Annotated in this window: 11 protein-coding genes; 6 read left to right on the top strand and 5 right to left on the bottom strand. The window is 66.5% G+C overall.

Features of this window, described 5'->3' with window-relative positions:
* Positions 1 to 44: 44 nt before the first annotated feature.
* From ACIA48_RS00845 to ACIA48_RS00835, 3 genes are all read left to right on the top strand, one after another.
* Positions 45 to 2,087: a heavy metal translocating P-type ATPase gene (locus ACIA48_RS00845; protein WP_396726677.1), complete on the top strand. Its 2,043-nt coding sequence runs from the start codon at positions 45 to 47 to the stop codon at positions 2,085 to 2,087.
* Between the two features lie 413 nt (positions 2,088 to 2,500).
* Positions 2,501 to 7,096 (top strand): glutamate synthase large subunit, encoded by a 4,596-nt coding sequence (gene gltB, locus ACIA48_RS00840; protein WP_396726674.1) that lies wholly within the window; start codon positions 2,501 to 2,503, stop codon positions 7,094 to 7,096.
* Positions 7,089 to 8,555 (top strand): glutamate synthase subunit beta, encoded by a 1,467-nt coding sequence (locus ACIA48_RS00835; RefSeq protein WP_396726671.1) that lies wholly within the window; start codon positions 7,089 to 7,091, stop codon positions 8,553 to 8,555. Before gltB ends, ACIA48_RS00835 begins: the two co-directional genes overlap by 8 nt.
* Before the next feature lie 391 nt (positions 8,556 to 8,946).
* On the opposite strand, the gene ACIA48_RS00830 is transcribed toward ACIA48_RS00835, so the two are convergent.
* Positions 8,947 to 9,804: an LLM class F420-dependent oxidoreductase gene (locus ACIA48_RS00830; RefSeq protein ID WP_396726668.1), complete on the bottom strand. Its 858-nt coding sequence runs from the start codon at positions 9,802 to 9,804 to the stop codon at positions 8,947 to 8,949.
* Positions 9,805 to 9,850: 46 nt separating this feature from the next.
* The gene (locus ACIA48_RS00825) at positions 9,851 to 11,347 is read right to left on the bottom strand and encodes a potassium/proton antiporter (RefSeq protein WP_396726666.1); all 1,497 of its coding nucleotides are present in this window, start codon (positions 11,345 to 11,347) and stop codon (positions 9,851 to 9,853) included.
* Positions 11,348 to 11,502: 155 nt separating this feature from the next.
* Between ACIA48_RS00825 and ACIA48_RS00820 the strand changes: the two genes are divergently transcribed.
* The 3 genes from ACIA48_RS00820 to ACIA48_RS00810 are packed head-to-tail and all read left to right on the top strand — an operon-like array spanning position 11,503 to position 13,805.
* Positions 11,503 to 12,174 carry a potassium channel family protein gene (locus ACIA48_RS00820; RefSeq protein ID WP_396728422.1) on the top strand — a complete coding sequence of 224 codons (672 nt, stop codon included), beginning with the start codon at positions 11,503 to 11,505 and terminating at the stop codon, positions 12,172 to 12,174.
* Between the two features lie 36 nt (positions 12,175 to 12,210).
* Positions 12,211 to 12,783 carry a TIGR03086 family metal-binding protein gene (locus tag ACIA48_RS00815; RefSeq protein WP_396726663.1) on the top strand — a complete coding sequence of 191 codons (573 nt, stop codon included), beginning with the start codon at positions 12,211 to 12,213 and terminating at the stop codon, positions 12,781 to 12,783.
* A gap of 17 nt (positions 12,784 to 12,800) precedes the next feature.
* Positions 12,801 to 13,805 (top strand): PHP domain-containing protein, encoded by a 1,005-nt coding sequence (locus tag ACIA48_RS00810; protein WP_396726660.1) that lies wholly within the window; start codon positions 12,801 to 12,803, stop codon positions 13,803 to 13,805.
* Positions 13,806 to 13,809: 4 nt separating this feature from the next.
* On the opposite strand, the gene ACIA48_RS00805 is transcribed toward ACIA48_RS00810, so the two are convergent.
* Genes ACIA48_RS00805 through ACIA48_RS00795 form a run of 3 tightly spaced genes read right to left on the bottom strand, consistent with a single transcriptional unit; the run spans position 13,810 to position 16,053 of the window.
* Positions 13,810 to 14,097 carry a YiaA/YiaB family inner membrane protein gene (locus ACIA48_RS00805; RefSeq protein ID WP_396726658.1) on the bottom strand — a complete coding sequence of 96 codons (288 nt, stop codon included), beginning with the start codon at positions 14,095 to 14,097 and terminating at the stop codon, positions 13,810 to 13,812.
* A 55-nt stretch (positions 14,098 to 14,152) separates the two neighbouring features.
* On the bottom strand, positions 14,153 to 15,388 hold the full coding sequence (dinB, locus tag ACIA48_RS00800; protein ID WP_396726655.1) for a DNA polymerase IV: 1,236 nt from the start codon (positions 15,386 to 15,388) through the stop codon (positions 14,153 to 14,155).
* A 20-nt stretch (positions 15,389 to 15,408) separates the two neighbouring features.
* Positions 15,409 to 16,053, bottom strand: coding sequence for a TetR/AcrR family transcriptional regulator (locus ACIA48_RS00795; RefSeq protein WP_396726653.1), 645 nt, complete (start codon positions 16,051 to 16,053; stop codon positions 15,409 to 15,411).
* Between the last annotated feature and the right edge of the window lie 70 nt (positions 16,054 to 16,123).

Here is a 16,123-nt window from a genome sequence, read left to right as displayed (position 1 = left end):
GGCACACCTAGCTATATACCCCCTAGGGGTATATAGTCGTCGCCATGACCGAGGTAGACCACACCCAGCATCAGGCCCCAATGAGTCACGAGGGCCATGGCGGTCACGGCGGGCATGGAGACCACGTCGCCGCGTTCCGGCGCCTGTTCTGGGTGATGCTCGTGCTGGCCGTGCCGACGGTCGCGATGTCGGGGATGTTCGCCATGATCCTGGGCTACACCGTGCCGGCGTTCCCCGGCGCGCAGTGGGTGTCTCCGGTACTCGGCACTGTGATGTACGCGTGGGGCGGCAAGCCGTTCCTGACGGGTGCGGTCAGCGAGATCCGTTCGCGCGCACCGGGAATGATGTTGCTCATTGGGCTGGCCATTACGGTGGCCTTCGTCTCGTCCTGGGGTGCCAGCCTGGGTGTGTTGCATCACCAGCTCGACTTCTGGTGGGAACTGGCGCTGCTGATCGTCATCATGCTGCTCGGCCACTGGATCGAGATGCGATCGCTGGCGCAGACCACCTCGGCGCTGGACTCGCTCGCGGCCCTGCTGCCCGATGAGGCGGAACGCGTCGTGGGCGACGCGACGGAGACCGTCGCGCCGTCGCAGCTGCGCGTTGGTGACGTCGTGCTGGTGCGGCCGGGTGGCAGCGTCCCGGCCGACGGAGAGATCGTCGACGGCTCCGCGGACGTCGACGAGTCGATGGTGACCGGCGAATCCCGGCCCGTCCGCCGCCGCGCCGGCGACCACGTGATCGCAGGTACCGTCGCGACCGACTCCGGACTGCGCGTGACCGTGAGCGCCGTCGGCGACGACACCGCGCTGGCCGGCATCCAGCGGCTGGTGACCGAGGCGCAGAACTCGTCGTCGCGGGCCCAGCGCCTGGCGGACAAGGCGGCGGGCTGGCTGTTCTGGTTTGCGCTCGGCGCGGCCATCGTCACCGCCGTCGTCTGGAGCCTGCTCGGCCAACCCGACGAGGCGGTGGTGCGCACCATCACGGTGCTGGTGATTGCGTGCCCGCACGCGCTGGGCCTGGCGATTCCGTTGGTGGTGTCCATCGCTACCGAGCGCGCGGCCCGTGGCGGCGTCCTGATCAAGGATCGGCTGGCGCTCGAGAGCATGCGCACCGTCGGCGCGGTGCTGTTCGACAAGACCGGCACGCTCACCAAGGGTGAGCCGACCGTCACCGCGATCACGACAACCGGCCGATCCGAAGAGGACGTACTGATGCTGGCGGCGGCCGCGGAGGCCGACTCTGAGCACCCGCTGGCCCGCGCGATCGTCGAGGCCGCCCGTAGACGCGGGCTTACGGTGCCGCGGTCGGCGGAGTTCAGCTCGTCGCCCGCGGTCGGAGTTGAGGCGGCGGTGGACGGGCACCGGGTCCGGGTCGGTGGACCCCGACTGCTGGCCGAGGCGGCCCAGGACGAGTTGCCCGCCGTCGCGGCGTGGCACGACGAGGGCGCGATCGTGCTGCACGTACTGGTCGACGGAGATGTGGCCGGTGCGCTCAAGCTGGCCGACGAGGTGCGCCCAGAGTCCCGCCAGGCCGTCGACGCGCTACACAAGCTGGGCATCGAGGTGGTCATGATCACAGGCGACGCCGAGCCGGTAGCGCGGGCGGTGGCCGACGACCTGGGTATCGACCGGGTCTTCGCAGGTGTGCGGCCTGAGGACAAGGCCGCCAAGGTCGGTGAGCTCCAGCACGAGGGGTTGAAGGTGGCGTTCGTCGGGGACGGCGTCAACGACGCCCCGGCGCTGGCACAGGCGGATGTCGGTATCGCGATCGGCGCAGGCACCGACGTGGCGATCGCATCGGCAGGTGTGATCCTGGCGAGCTCGGACCCGCGTTCGGTGCTGTCCGTGATCGTGCTGTCGAAGGCGACCTACCGCAAGATGAAGCAAAACCTTTGGTGGGCAGCGGGTTACAACCTGCTCTCGGTGCCGCTGGCGGCGGGCATCCTGGCGCCGATCGGGTTTGTGCTGCCGATGTCGGTGGGTGCGATCTTGATGTCGGCGTCGACGGTGGTGGTGGCGGCCAATGCTCAATTGCTGCGGAGGCTGGACCTACGGCCGGAGGCCAGCGTGCGGTCGGTTCTCTAAGAATCTGGCTAGTCTTTGCGCAAATATAGAAACCCGGAAATAAGCTGGTTGGCCCGGTGCACATGTATCTCAGCAAACAGAGAAGGGTAGAAGTCAGGAAGGGCTGGTCACTTCGCATTCTGGCTGGCCGACGCAGCTGACCTCGAAATGTCAAGGACAGCAGCATCTTTCGGCCGGATAGGGCGCTGGATTCCGCGGCGTGACGAATGAAGCCGATCAGTCTACTTAGGCGGGCCTAAGTTGGCATGTCACGCCTCGTTTGTCATATCGTTTTGTCCACTTGTGGCGAGTGGGAATTGGGCCGTCGTTCAGTGCTGCACGAAGGAACCGCCCTCGCCGAAACGGCCAGCGGCCGTCATCGAATGGTTGGCCAGCGGAATCTCCGCTAGGCGTTCGGAAAAGGGTAGGTGGGAATGGCGCCCAGCAGTCAAGGGCTGTACAACCCCGCGTTTGAGCATGACGCGTGTGGCGTGGCCATGGTCGCGGATATGCACGGCCGCCGCAGCCGAGCCATTGTCGACGCCGCGATCACCGCCTTGGTGAACCTCGAACACCGCGGCGCCCAGGGCGCCGAACCGCACACCGGTGACGGTGCGGGCATCCTGCTGCAGGTTCCCGACGCGTTCCTTCGTGAGGTCCTGAAGGATCAGGGAGCGTCCTTCGAGCTGCCCGAGTACGGCAGCTACGCCACCGGCATCGCATTCCTCCCGCAGTCGTCCAAGGATGCCGCCACCGCGTGCGAAGCCGTGGAGAAAATCGCCGAGGCCGAGGGGCTCGAGGTGCTGGGCTGGCGTGACCTGCCCACCGACGACTCGTCGCTCGGTGCCCTGGCCCGCGACGCGATGCCGACGTTCCGCCAGGTGTTCATGGCCGGCGCCTCGGGTATGGAGCTCGAGCGTCGCGCGTATGTGGTGCGCAAGCGCGCCGAGCACGAACTCGGTACCAAGGGCCCCGGACAGGACGGACCGGGTCGCGAAACCGTCTATTTCCCAAGCCTTTCCGGCCAGACCTTCGTCTACAAGGGCATGCTGACGACGCCTCAGCTCAAGGCGTTCTACCTGGATCTGCAGGACGACCGGCTCACCAGCGCGCTCGGCATCGTGCACTCGCGGTTCTCGACCAACACGTTCCCGTCGTGGCCGCTGGCCCACCCGTTCCGTCGGATCGCCCACAACGGCGAGATCAACACCGTCACCGGCAACGAGAACTGGATGCGGGCCCGCGAGGCGCTGATCAACACCGACGTGTTCGGTGAGCAGGATCTCGACAAGATCGTCCCCGTCTGCACCCCTGGCGCCTCGGACACAGCCAGGTTCGACGAGGTCCTCGAACTGCTGCACCTCGGCGGCCGCAGCCTCCCGCACGCCGTGCTGATGATGATCCCCGAGGCGTGGGAGCGCAACGAGTCGATGGACCCCGCCCGTCGGGCGTTCTACGAGTACCACGCATCGCTGATGGAACCGTGGGACGGCCCCGCATCGATGACGTTCACCGACGGCACCGTGATCGGCGCCGTGCTGGACCGCAATGGTCTGCGTCCGTCACGCATCGAGGTCACCAAGGACGGCCTCGTCGTGATGGCGTCGGAAGCCGGCGTGCTGAACCTCGACCCGTCGACCGTCGTCAAGAGGATGCGCCTGCAACCCGGCCGCATGTTCCTGGTCGACACCGCGCAGGGCCGAATCGTCGACGACGAAGAGATCAAGGCCGAACTCGCCGCCGAGCACCCGTACCAGGAATGGCTGGACGCGGGCCTCTTCAAGATCGAAGACCTGCCCGCGGGCGACTACGTGCGGATGCCGCACCACCGCGTCGTGTTGCGCCAGCAGGCGTTCGGCTACACCTACGAAGAGCTGAACCTGCTTGTCGCCCCGATGGCCCGCACCGGAGCCGAGCCGCTTGGCTCGATGGGCACCGATACCCCGGTCGCCGTGCTGTCGCAGCGCCCGCGGATGCTCTACGACTACTTCCAGCAGCTGTTCGCCCAGGTCACCAATCCACCGCTGGACGCCATCCGCGAAGAGGTGGTGACCAGCCTGCAGGGCACCGTCGGCCCCGAGGGCGACCTGCTCAACCCGAACGCCGACTCCTGCCGCCAGATCGTGCTGACGCAGCCGATTCTGCGCAACGCCGAGCTGTCGAAGCTGATGTGCGTCGACCCCGACCACGAGATTCGCGGACACAAGCACGGCATGCGCGCAGCCGTCATTCGATGTCTCTACCCGGTGAACCGCGGCGGGCAGGGTCTCAAGGAGGCGCTGGACAACGTCCGGGCCAAGGTATCGGCGGCCATCCGCGACGGCGCACGCATCATCGTGCTGTCCGACCGCGAATCCAACGAGCAGATGGCGCCGATCCCCTCGCTGCTGAGTGTCTCGGCGGTGCACCACCACCTCGTCCGCGACCGGACGCGCACCCAGGTCGGGCTCGTCGTCGAGGCCGGCGACGCCCGCGAGGTCCACCACATGGCGTGCCTGGTCGGGTTCGGTGCCGCGGCGATCAACCCGTACATGGCGTTCGAGTCGATCGAGGACATGGTCGACCGTGGCGTCATCGCCGGCATCTCCAGCGACAAGGCCAAGGCCAACTACGTCAAGGCGGCGGGCAAGGGCGTGCTGAAGGTGATGTCCAAGATGGGCATCTCCACGCTAGCCTCGTACACCGGCGCGCAGCTGTTCCAGGCGATCGGCATCAGCCAGCAGCTGCTCGACGAGTACTTCACCGGGCTCACGTGCCCCGTCGGCGGCATCGATCTCGACGACATCGCCGACGACGTCGCCACTCGGCATGCGCTGGCGTACCTGGATCGCCCCGACGAGTGGGCACACCGTGAGCTCGAGGTCGGCGGCGAGTACCAGTGGCGCCGCGAGGGTGAGTACCACCTGTTCAATCCGGACACGGTGTTCAAGCTGCAGCACTCGACCCGCACCGGCCAGTACTCGATCTTCAAGGAGTACACGCAGCTGATCGACGATCAGAGCGAGCGGATGGCCTCGCTGCGCGGCCTGCTGAAGTTCAAGGACGGCGAGCGTCCGCCCGTGCCGCTCGACGAGGTAGAGCCGGCCAGCGAGATCGTCAAGCGCTTCTCCACCGGCGCGATGAGCTATGGCTCGATCTCCGCCGAGGCCCATGAGACGTTGGCGATCGCGATGAACCGCCTCGGCGGACGGTCGAATTCGGGTGAGGGCGGCGAGGCCGTCAAGCGCTTCGATCGTGACGAGAACGGCGACTGGCGCCGCAGCGCCATCAAGCAGGTGGCGTCCGGCCGGTTCGGTGTCACCAGCCACTACCTGAGCAACTGCACCGACATCCAGATCAAGATGGCCCAGGGCGCCAAACCCGGTGAGGGCGGCCAGCTTCCGGGTAACAAGGTTTATCCGTGGGTGGCCGAGGTGCGGCACTCGACGCCTGGCGTCGGGCTGATCTCCCCGCCGCCGCACCACGACATCTACTCGATCGAGGATCTTGCGCAGCTGATCCACGACCTGAAGAACTCGAACCCGCAGGCGCGTGTCCACGTGAAGCTGGTGAGCGAGAACGGTGTCGGCACGGTCGCCGCGGGTGTATCGAAGGCACACGCCGACGTCGTGCTGATCTCCGGCCACGACGGCGGCACCGGCGCGACACCGCTGACATCGATGAAGCACGCCGGCGCGCCGTGGGAGCTCGGCCTCGCCGAGACCCAGCAGACGTTGCTGCTCAATGGCCTTCGCGACCGCATCGTGGTGCAGGTCGATGGTCAGCTGAAGACGGGCCGCGACGTCGTGGTCGCCGCACTGCTCGGTGCCGAGGAATTCGGTTTCGCCACCGCACCTTTGGTGGTGTCGGGTTGCATCATGATGCGCGTCTGCCACCTCGACACCTGCCCCGTCGGCGTGGCGACTCAGAACCCGGTGCTGCGTGAGCGCTTCACCGGCAAGCCCGAGTTCGTCGAGAACTTCTTCATGTTCATCGCCGAAGAGGTGCGGGAAATGATGGCCCAGTTGGGCTTCCGCACCGTCAACGAGATGGTGGGCCAGGTCGGAATACTGGACACCACGCAGGCCGCGGAGCACTGGAAGGCCCACAAGCTGGACCTGGCGCCCGTGTTGCACGAGCCCGAGTCGGCGTTCATGAACCAGGACCTGTACTGCAGTTCGCGTCAGGACCACGGTCTGGACAAGGCGCTCGATCAGCAGCTCATCGTGATGTGCCGCGAGGCGCTCGATTCGGGTTCGCCGGTCCGTTTCTCGACGACAATCGCCAACGTCAACCGCACCGTCGGCACCATGCTCGGCCACGAGGTCACCAAAGCCTATGGTGGCCAGGGACTCCCGGACGGCACCATCGACATCACGTTCGACGGCTCGGCGGGCAACAGCTTCGGTGCATTCGTACCCAAGGGCATCACGCTGCGGGTGTACGGCCAAGCCAACGACTACGTCGGCAAGGGCCTCTCCGGTGGACGGATCGTGGTGCGTCCGTCCGACGAGGCACCAGCGGACTACGTCGCCGAGAACAACATCATCGCGGGCAACGTGATCCTCTTCGGCGCGACCAGCGGTCAGGCATTCATTCGCGGCCAGGTGGGCGAGCGGTTCGCGGTGCGTAACTCCGGCGCACACGCGGTCGTCGAGGGTGTCGGCGACCACGGATGCGAGTACATGACCGGTGGCAAGATCGCGATCCTCGGACCGACCGGCCGCAACTTCGCGGCGGGCATGTCGGGCGGTATCGCGTATGTCTTCGACCCGGACGGCAAGCTGAACGACAACCTCAACTCCGAGATGGTGGAACTCGAAGGCCTCGACGAGGAGGATCTCGAATGGTTGCAGGGCATGCTCCAAGCGCATGTCGACGCCACCGATTCCGCTGTCGGACAGCGTATTTTGAGCGACTGGAACACAAACGTGAAGCACTTCACCAAGGTCATGCCCCGCGACTTCAAGCGGGTGTTGGAGGCCATCGCCGAGGCCGAACAGACCGGCCAGAATGTCGACGAAGCGATCATGGCGGCCGCCGGTGCCTGATCCACGCGGTTTTCTCAAGTACACCAAGCGCGAGACCCCGCCGCGGCGACCGGTCCCGCTGCGGCTTCGCGACTGGAAAGAGGTCTACGAAGACTTCTCCCATGAAAACCTGCGCGAGCAGGCGACGCGCTGTATGGATTGCGGTATTCCGTTCTGCCACAACGGCTGCCCGCTGGGGAACCTGATTCCCGAGTGGAACGATCTGGTCCGCAACGACCGCTGGCGCGACGCGATCGAGCGGCTGCACGCCACCAACAACTTCCCCGAGTTCACCGGGCGGCTGTGTCCGGCGCCGTGCGAAGGCTCCTGCGTGCTCGGCATCAACCAGGATCCGGTGACCATCAAGCAGGTCGAGGTCGAAATCATCGACAACGCCTTCGACAACGGATGGGTCGTTCCGCTGCCGCCGGACAAGCTCACCGGCAAGAAGGTCGCCGTCGTCGGCTCCGGTCCCGCTGGGCTGGCTGCCGCACAGCAGCTCACCCGCGCGGGTCACACAGTGACGGTGTTCGAGCGCGACGACCGCATCGGCGGCCTGCTGCGCTACGGCATCCCCGAGTTCAAGATGGAAAAGCGTCATATCGATCGCCGTCTCGAGCAGATGGCGGCGGAGGGGACGGTGTTCCGGCCCGGCGTGAACGTCGGCGTCGACATCACCGTCGCGCAGCTGCGGTTGAACTACGACGCCGTGGTGCTGGCCGGCGGGGCGACCGCCTGGCGCGACCTGCCCATCCCGGGCCGCGAGCTCGACGGCATCCATCAGGCGATGGAGTTCCTGCCGTGGGCCAACCGCGTCCAGCAGGGCGACGACGTGCTCGGCGACGACGGCGAGCCCCCGATCACCGCCAAAGGCAAGAAGGTCATCATCATCGGCGGCGGCGACACCGGCGCCGACTGCCTGGGCACCTCACACCGTCAGGGTGCCGAAAGCGTGCACCAGTTCGAGATCATGCCGCGGCCGCCGGAAGAGCGGGCGGACAGCACGCCGTGGCCGGTGTACCCATTGATGTTCCGGGTGAGCTCGGCGCACGAAGAGGGCGGCGAGCGCGTCTACTCCGTCAATACCGAGGAGTTCGGAGGCAGCGACGGCCGCGTCACGCACCTGCGCGGGCACGAGGTCGAGATGAAGGCCGGGAAGTTCGAGAAGGTCGACGGCAGCGACTTTGAGCTGGAGGCCGACCTCGTGCTGCTGGCCATGGGCTTCGTCGGTCCCGAGCGTGAGGGGCTGCTGACCGAGCTCGGCGTCGACTTCACCGATCGCGGAAACGTCACGCGCGACAAGGACTTCGCCACGAAGGTGCCCGGCGTCTTCGTTGCGGGCGACATGGGTCGCGGTCAGTCGCTGATCGTGTGGGCGATAGCCGAAGGCCGCGCCGCGGCCGCCGGGGTGGACCGCTACCTGATGGGCAACACCGCGCTGCCCGCGCCGATCAAGCCGACGGCCGTTCCCCAGCGCTAGGCGCGCGAGCGAGTCACAAAAACAACATAAGTCACATCAGAAACATCAGATGATTCTTCGGCGCGCCTCGCCCGGTTTGCCAACTCGCCGGTATCTAATGACTTCATGAGGGCATTGCGCTAGGGTAAGGCCCCGAGCAGCTATCGGTATCGACGCAGGAGTTATCACTGTGTACCTCAACCCGCTATCTCGGTCACGGGTGAATCGAATCGCCTGGTCACTGTTCCGACATCCTCTGAAGAGCCGCGAGTTCCCGGCCAAAGCCGAGCGGCTGATCACCGCGGACGAACTCCTCCGCTTCGGCGTCTAGCGAATTCCGTTACCGCCGCGGGCGCCGCTGAGCGCCCCGTGATCCACCCTTTGCCGAATCGTTATCTTCCCGTTACCCCCTCTAATCTTTGCTGTCCAGCAGTCCCGACCCCCTGATCTCGTTGGCGAGCGGTTCCAGCACGGCGGGGTCATATGGCGGCGGCAGGTAGATGATCGCCAAGTCCAAGCCCTCCTTGCCGAGGCCGGCGGCTTCCTCGACGACCCGGCTGTAGTCGCGGTCCTCGCCCAGCCGCACATGGGCGGACAGCATGATCTCTTTGGGATCCCGGCCGATGTCTGCGCAGTGTCCGGCGAGTACGTCGCGCTTGCGGGCGAACTCCTCCGGCGGACCGCCGACGAAATTCCAGTGCTGCGCATAGCGGGCGGTGATCTTGAGCGTGCGTTTCTCGCCGCTGCCGCCGATGCAGATGGGCGGGTGCGGTTGTTGCGGGCCTTTGGGCTCGTTGCGAGCGTCCTTGAGCTGATAGAACTTTCCGTCGAACGTCGTCGTCTCTTTCGAGAGCAGACTCGTCAGGACCTCGCACGCTTCCTCGAACCTGTCAAAGCGTTCCCTGATCGAGCCGAGTTCGATGCCGTAGGCGCCGGATTCCTCCTCGTTCCAGCCTGCACCGATACCGAGTTCCAGGCGTCCGTTCGAGACGATGTCCAGTGCCGCAGCCATGTTGGCGAGCACGGCGGGGTGTCGATAGTGAATGCCGGTGACGAGCACACCGACCCGCAGCCGCTGCGTTGCCTGGGCCAGCGCAGTGAGCGTGACCCAGCCCTCAAGGCACGGCCCGGTGGAGTCGGAGAAGATCGGATAGAAGTGATCGAAAGTCCAGCCGGACTCGTAGACCTCGATGTCGTCGGCGGCTTTCCAGACGGCCAGCATGTCGGCCCAGGTGGTGTTCTGCGGGGAAGTCTTGAATGCGAATCTCACGTAGATCCACCGTAGTCCGGATTCCTGTCAGTCCGGCTCCGGTCAGTTATTCGACTTCGCCGAATTCGCCGAACCAGTGCGCCAGCTTGCCCCGTCGGCTCACCGCGCGAAGCCGGCGTTCGGCGGCGGCCCTGGTCTTGGTGGTGGTGACGATAAGCAGCTCATCGCCGACCGCGATACGGGTATCGGGCTGTGGGACGAACGTATGACCGTTGCGAATGATCAACGTGATCACGCTGGGATCGGGTAGTCGCAGCTCCAGAACCGTGACGTTGTGCAGCCGCGAAGGGTCCTGCACCGTCATCGTCAGCAGCTCGGCATCGAGCACGTCGAGCGGCGCCGCCTCGACCTGAAGCTCGCGGGTGGCCTCCTTCGGGATGAGACCCAGGCGGTGCGCGAGGAAGTGCAGGCTGGGCCCCTGAACCAGGGTGTAGACCACCACCAGGATGAAGACGATGTTCAGGATGCGGACGCTGTCCTGCACACCCCCGACGATCGGGAACGTCGCGAGGACGATCGGCACCGCGCCGCGCAGGCCGGCCCACGATATGAACACCTGCTCGCGCCAGGGGATCCGGAACCAGACCAGGGAGACGAACACCGACAGCGGCCTGGCGATCAGGAGCAGGACGAGGCCGATCACGATCCCCGCCGCCAGCTCAGCGCCCAGATCGCTGGGATCGACGAGCAGGCCGAGCAAGACGAACAGGCCGATCTGCGCCAGCCAGCCGAGTCCCTCCGCGAACGACCGCGTCGCGGCACGGTGCGGAAGCCCGGTGTTGGCGAGCACGACGGCCGCCAGATAGCAGGCGAGGAAGCCGCTGGCATGGGCACTACCGCCGGCGGCGAACGCGACCATGCCGAGACCGAACGTCGCCAGTGGATACAGGCCGGACGCGGGAAGTGCGATGTGGCGCAGCGCGATTGAGCCCAGAAATCCGCAGCCCAACCCGATCGCTGCGCCGACCACCAACTCGTAAGCCACTTGGGCGAGCGCGTGTCCCGCGGACAACTCGAGCGGCGTCACGCTGAACATCAGCACGAGGATGACGGCGGGTGCGTCGTTGAAACCGGACTCGGCCTCGAGAAGACCGGCCACTCGGCGAGGCAGCGGGACCACGCGGAGCACCGAGAACACCGCGGCGGCGTCGGTGACGGACACGACGGCGCCGAGTAGTACTGCCAGCTGCCAGTCGATACCGAGCAGCAGGTGGGCGCCCGCCGCGGTGATCGCCGTGCTGAGCGCGACGCCGACGGTGGCCAGCACCCCAGCGGGCGCCAGCACCTTGCGCACGTCGGAGAACCGGGTCGTCAGACCGCCCTCCACAAGGATGATCGCGAGCGCGACCGTCCCAAGGTGGTCGGCGAGCAGATAGTTGTCGAAGTGCAGGCCGAGCCCGTCCTCGCCGACGATGACGCCGACGCCGAGGAACAGCAGCAGGCTGGGCAGCCCCACCCGGCTGGCCGCCCGGGTGGCGACGATGCTGGCCAATAGCACGAGCCCACCGGCCAGCAGCACCAGATACAGCTGCTGCAAGGTCATTTCATTCCCGTTCGGACGCCGGCGGTGTGCTCTTGAGGTGCAGTAAAACACCTACCACGGCCGCCAGCGCGATGGTCAGGTGCGACGATGAAGCGGTGTTCCGATTGAGGCGGCGAACCACCGAGGAGTCGGGCCGTGCCGATGATCGACCGAAGATGCGTATCGGCATCGCCGGCGCCGGGGCGATCGGCCGATCCGTCGCGCAGGAACTGCTGGGCTATGGCCACAAGGTGCTGCTGATCGAACACAACGTCCGCCACTACGAACCGCACACCGTGCCGGAAGCCGATTGGCTGCTGGCCGACGCGTGCGAGCTGACCTCGCTGGAGGATGCGGGGATCCAGACGTGCGATGTGGTGATCGCCGCGACCGGCGACGACAAGGTGAATCTCACGGCATCGCTGCTGGCCAAGACCGAGTTCGGCGTGGATCGGGTGGTGGCGCGCGTCAACGACATGCGCAATGCGTGGCTGTTCACCGAGGCCTGGGGTGTCGACGTCGCCGTCTCGGCTCCCGCCGCCCTGGTCGCGGCCATCGAGGGCGCCATCGACATCGGACACGTCGTGCGGTTGATGGGGCTCCGCCAAGGACAGGTGAGCTTGGCGAAACTGACGCTGCCGGAGGGCGATCCGCTGGTCGGCCAGCGGATGCGGGATCTGCCGCTACCGGAGAACACCGCGCTGGCGATTGTGATCCGGGAGAGCGGGATCGTGTTCCCGAAGCCGGACGACGTGCTCGAGGCCGGTGACGAGATGCTGTTCTTCGCAGGCGGCACCGAGAACCAGGTGTCGGCGTTGGTTCAGGGTGCGACGGAGCCGCGCGGCTAGCGATGAGTTCCGGGCATCAGTGCGGTCAGTACGGACATGATCGATATGACCTCAGCCTGCCAACGCACAGCCCAGGTGTTGGCGAACGTGACTGACGATCAGCTGACCGCATCTACCCCGTGCGAGAAGCTGCCCGTCGATGAACTGGTAGCGCACATCGGTGGCCTGGCTCTGGCCTTCACCGCGGCGGCGCGTAAGGACTTCGGACCGTTGACCGACACACCGCCGACGTTCGACGCAGCGCTCGACGACGACTGGCGCACCGCGTACCCGCAGCGCCTCGATGAGCTGGCGGCGGCATTCGGCGATCCGGCGGCCTGGGAGGGTATGAGCCGCGCCGGTGGTGTCGACTTTCCCGGTGAGGTGGCGGGCATGGTCGCGCTGACGGAAGTGGTGGTGCACGGGTGGGATCTGGCGCGGGCCACCGGCCAGCCCTACGACATCGACACCGCCACGGCCGACGCGGTGGTACCGCACGTTGCGCAGTTCGCCGCGGAGGAGCCGGTCGAGGGCCTGTTCGAGCGTGCCGTGCCGGTCGCCGACGATGCCCCGGTGCTGGATCGTATCGTCGGGATGACGGGTCGAGACCCTGCGTGGCGCGTGCCCTGACCGGGCACACTGACAACATGGATCCGGTCACCGCCCTGCGCCAGATTGCGTACTACAAGGACAGGGCGCGTGAAGATCCCCGCCGGGTGATGGCGTACCGGAACGCCGCGAACGTCGTCGAGGGACTCTCGGAAGCCGAGCGTGAGCGCCACGGTGCGGCGAACAGCTGGCAGTCGCTGTCCGGAGTGGGACCCAAGACCGCCAAGGTGATCGCACAGGCCTGGGCGGGTCGCGAACCCGACGTCCTCGTCGGATTGCGCTCGAATGCAACCGATCTCGGGGGCGGCGATATCCGCTCCGCGTTGCGTGGTGATCTGCACGTGCACTCGAATTGGTCTGACGGTTCAGCGCCGATCGAGGAGATGATGCTGGCGGCAAGGGATTTGGGCCACGAATACTGCGCGCTGACCGACCACTCGCCTCGGTTGCGGATCGCCAACGGTCTTTCGCCTGAGCGGCTGCGCGAGCAGCTCGACGTGATCGACGAGATCCGCGACATGGTCGCGCCGATGCGCATCCTCACCGGTATCGAGGTCGACATCCTCGACGACGGGTCGCTGGATCAGGAGGACGAGCTGCTGGAGCGCCTCGATGTCGTGGTGGCGAGTGTGCATTCCAAGCTGGCCATGGATGCGCCGTCGATGACCCGTCGCATGCTGACTGCAGTGGCGAACCCCCACACCGACGTGCTGGGCCACTGCACCGGTCGACTGGTGACCGGCGGCCGCGGCATGCGTCCCGAATCGAAGTTCGACGCCGAGAAGGTGTTCACGGCGTGCCGCGAGAACGGCACCGCCGTCGAGATCAACTCGCGGCCCGAGCGACGCGATCCGCCGACTCGGCTGCTGAACCTCGCCCTCGAGATCGGCTGTGTGTTCTCCATCGACACCGATTCGCACGCACCGGGGCAACTCGAATTTCTCGGCTACGGCGCACAGCGCGCGCTGGACGCGGGGGTGCCGGCCGAGAGGATCGTCAACACGTGGCCGGCGGAAAAGCTGCTGGCGTGGACGTCGTCCTAGGACGTCAGCTCGTCGTGAACGGATTATGTTCTGCCAGAAGCTTTTCGATTCTCGCTTCGTCGAGCCGCACGCGAATGGTGGCGGCCTCCTCCTGATCACGGATGACCTTCGCCAGGGTGAAGGCGCTGGTTACCAGGAACAGCACGGTCATGGCCAGGAACATCCGTTGCCACATGTCCAATGGCAGGAAGACGATGCCGCCGAGCACCCCGAGGAGGCTGACGCCGAATGCGATGGCGGCCTGCAGAAAGAATGCTGCGGTGTTCTTCGAAGGGGCATTCAAAGGGTTCATGGTGCCAGCCTGTCGCGGCAGGCGTGTCGGCGGCTGAGTGAGATTACTCAATTCGCTAATCCGGCAGGAGCGGCATTTCGAGTCCCGGATCGCGCCCGAGAAGTACGCCGCGCATCACAGCGCCGTTTCCGTAGCGCTGCCGTACCCGGTCGACGGCGTCGTCCAGCGCGATGACGTCATGGGTGGGTGCGGGTGGAAACGGGAGCTCCAGCTGCTGGGCGCCGTCACGGTCGATATTGGAGACCGCGAAGCCCACGAGCGTGAGGCCGCGTTCGGCGATCAGTGGGGCGGCCGCCGCGACGAGTGAGCGTGCGGCGTCGAGAATCATGTCGGTCGACGCCGTCGCCCGCGGCATGGTGTGGGACCGGGTCGCGCGGCCGAAGTCGTCGAAACGCAGGCGCAGCACCACCGTTCGGCCGGTGCGTCCGGCCTTGCGCATCCGGCGCGTGATGCGATCGATGAGGTTGACCACGACAGCGTCGACCTCCGCGGCGGACATGGTGTTGCCGCGCCTGCCCAGGGCGCGCTGCGCGCCGACCGAACGGCGTCGCACGCCCGTCACGACCCGGCGCCGGTCGATGTTGCGGGACAGCGCGAACAACCGGTAGCCCATGGCGCCGCCGACCAACGACGCCAGCGTCGACTCCGATAGTTCGGCGACGTCGGCCACCGTTTCGATTCCGTGGGCGTGCAATTTCTCGGCGGTCTTGGCGCCGACACCCCACAGTCGTCGCACCGGCAGTGGATGCAGGAAGGCGAGTTCGCGGTCGGGCGGAACTAGCAGCAGGCCATCGGGTTTCCCCTCTTGGCTGGCGACCTTGGCCAGGAACTTGGTGCGGGCGATGCCGACGGTGATCGGGAGGCCCACGCGGTCGCGCACCGCGGTGCGCAGTTGGGTGCCGATCTCGACCGGTGTGCCGGAAACCCGCAGCAGGCCGGAGACGTCGATGAACGCCTCGTCGACGCTCAGCGGTTCGACGATAGGCGAGGTGTCATGGAACACCTCGAACACCGCGCGGCTGGCTTCGGAGTACGCCGCCATCCGCGGCGGCACGACGATCGCGTGCGGACACAGCCCGCGGGCCTGGCGTCCGCCCATCGCGGTTCGCACGCCGTAAGCCTTGGCCTCATAGCTGGCGGCCAGCACGACACCACCGCCGACGATCACCGGCCGGCCGCGCAGCGCGGGATCGTCACGCTGCTCGACCGATGCGTAGAACGAGTCGAGGTCAGCGTGCAGGATGCTGGCGGCCGACGGCCGAGCCGTCGATCCAACCCGGGACACGAACATATGTTCGCATCGCGGTGCGACTAGTGCGCGGCCTTGCCGTAGATGCTTGTAACCCAGACGTGCACGAGGGCGTCCAGCGCCGCGTCTTCGGCGATGGACGGACGCTGGCCCGTGTATGAGGCGAACATCGTTCGCTCGTTCATCAGGTTCAGTGCGGTGGCCAGGTCCTGGGCTGGAACGGTGTCCGGCGCAGCGCCGCGGGCACGTTCGGCGGTGATGACGGCGGCGGTGCGGTCAACCCATTTCTGCATGAAGATCGACCAGAGTTCGCGCATCTCTGCGTTGGACGTCGTCGCCGCGACGCCGGCGAGCGTAACGGCAACATGAGCGCGCAGCGGCGCAAAGAACGCATAGATGCCGTCGCGCCAGACGCCGGCGGGGTCAACGGCGTAGTCGTCGGCCCGGCCCTCGAACGTCGCGTCGGCCTCGGCGAGGACCCGCTCGAAGAGCGTCAACAACACCGCGTCCTTCGACGGAAAGTAGAAGTAGAACGTCGGGCGTGACAGTCCAGCGCCTTTGGCCAGGTCGTCGACAGATATCTCGGCCAGTGGACGCTGTTCGAGCAGGCGCTCCAGAGTTGTGAGTATCGCCTGTTCACGGTCGTCGCCCGAGGGTCGGGTCGATCGGCGGGCGCGGGAGACAGAGGCCCGGTTGGCGGTGGTCACGGATAGTGAGTCTACACAATGTCGACTTTTTCAACACACTGTTGACTATCTCGACACGCCGTTGATACGC

The sequence above is a fragment of the Mycobacterium sp. NPDC051804 genome (assembly GCF_044452905.1).
Taxonomy (GTDB): domain Bacteria; phylum Actinomycetota; class Actinomycetes; order Mycobacteriales; family Mycobacteriaceae; genus Mycobacterium.
The sequence above is the reverse complement of the archived record's forward strand: the minus strand, read 5'-3'. Positions and strand labels throughout refer to the sequence as shown.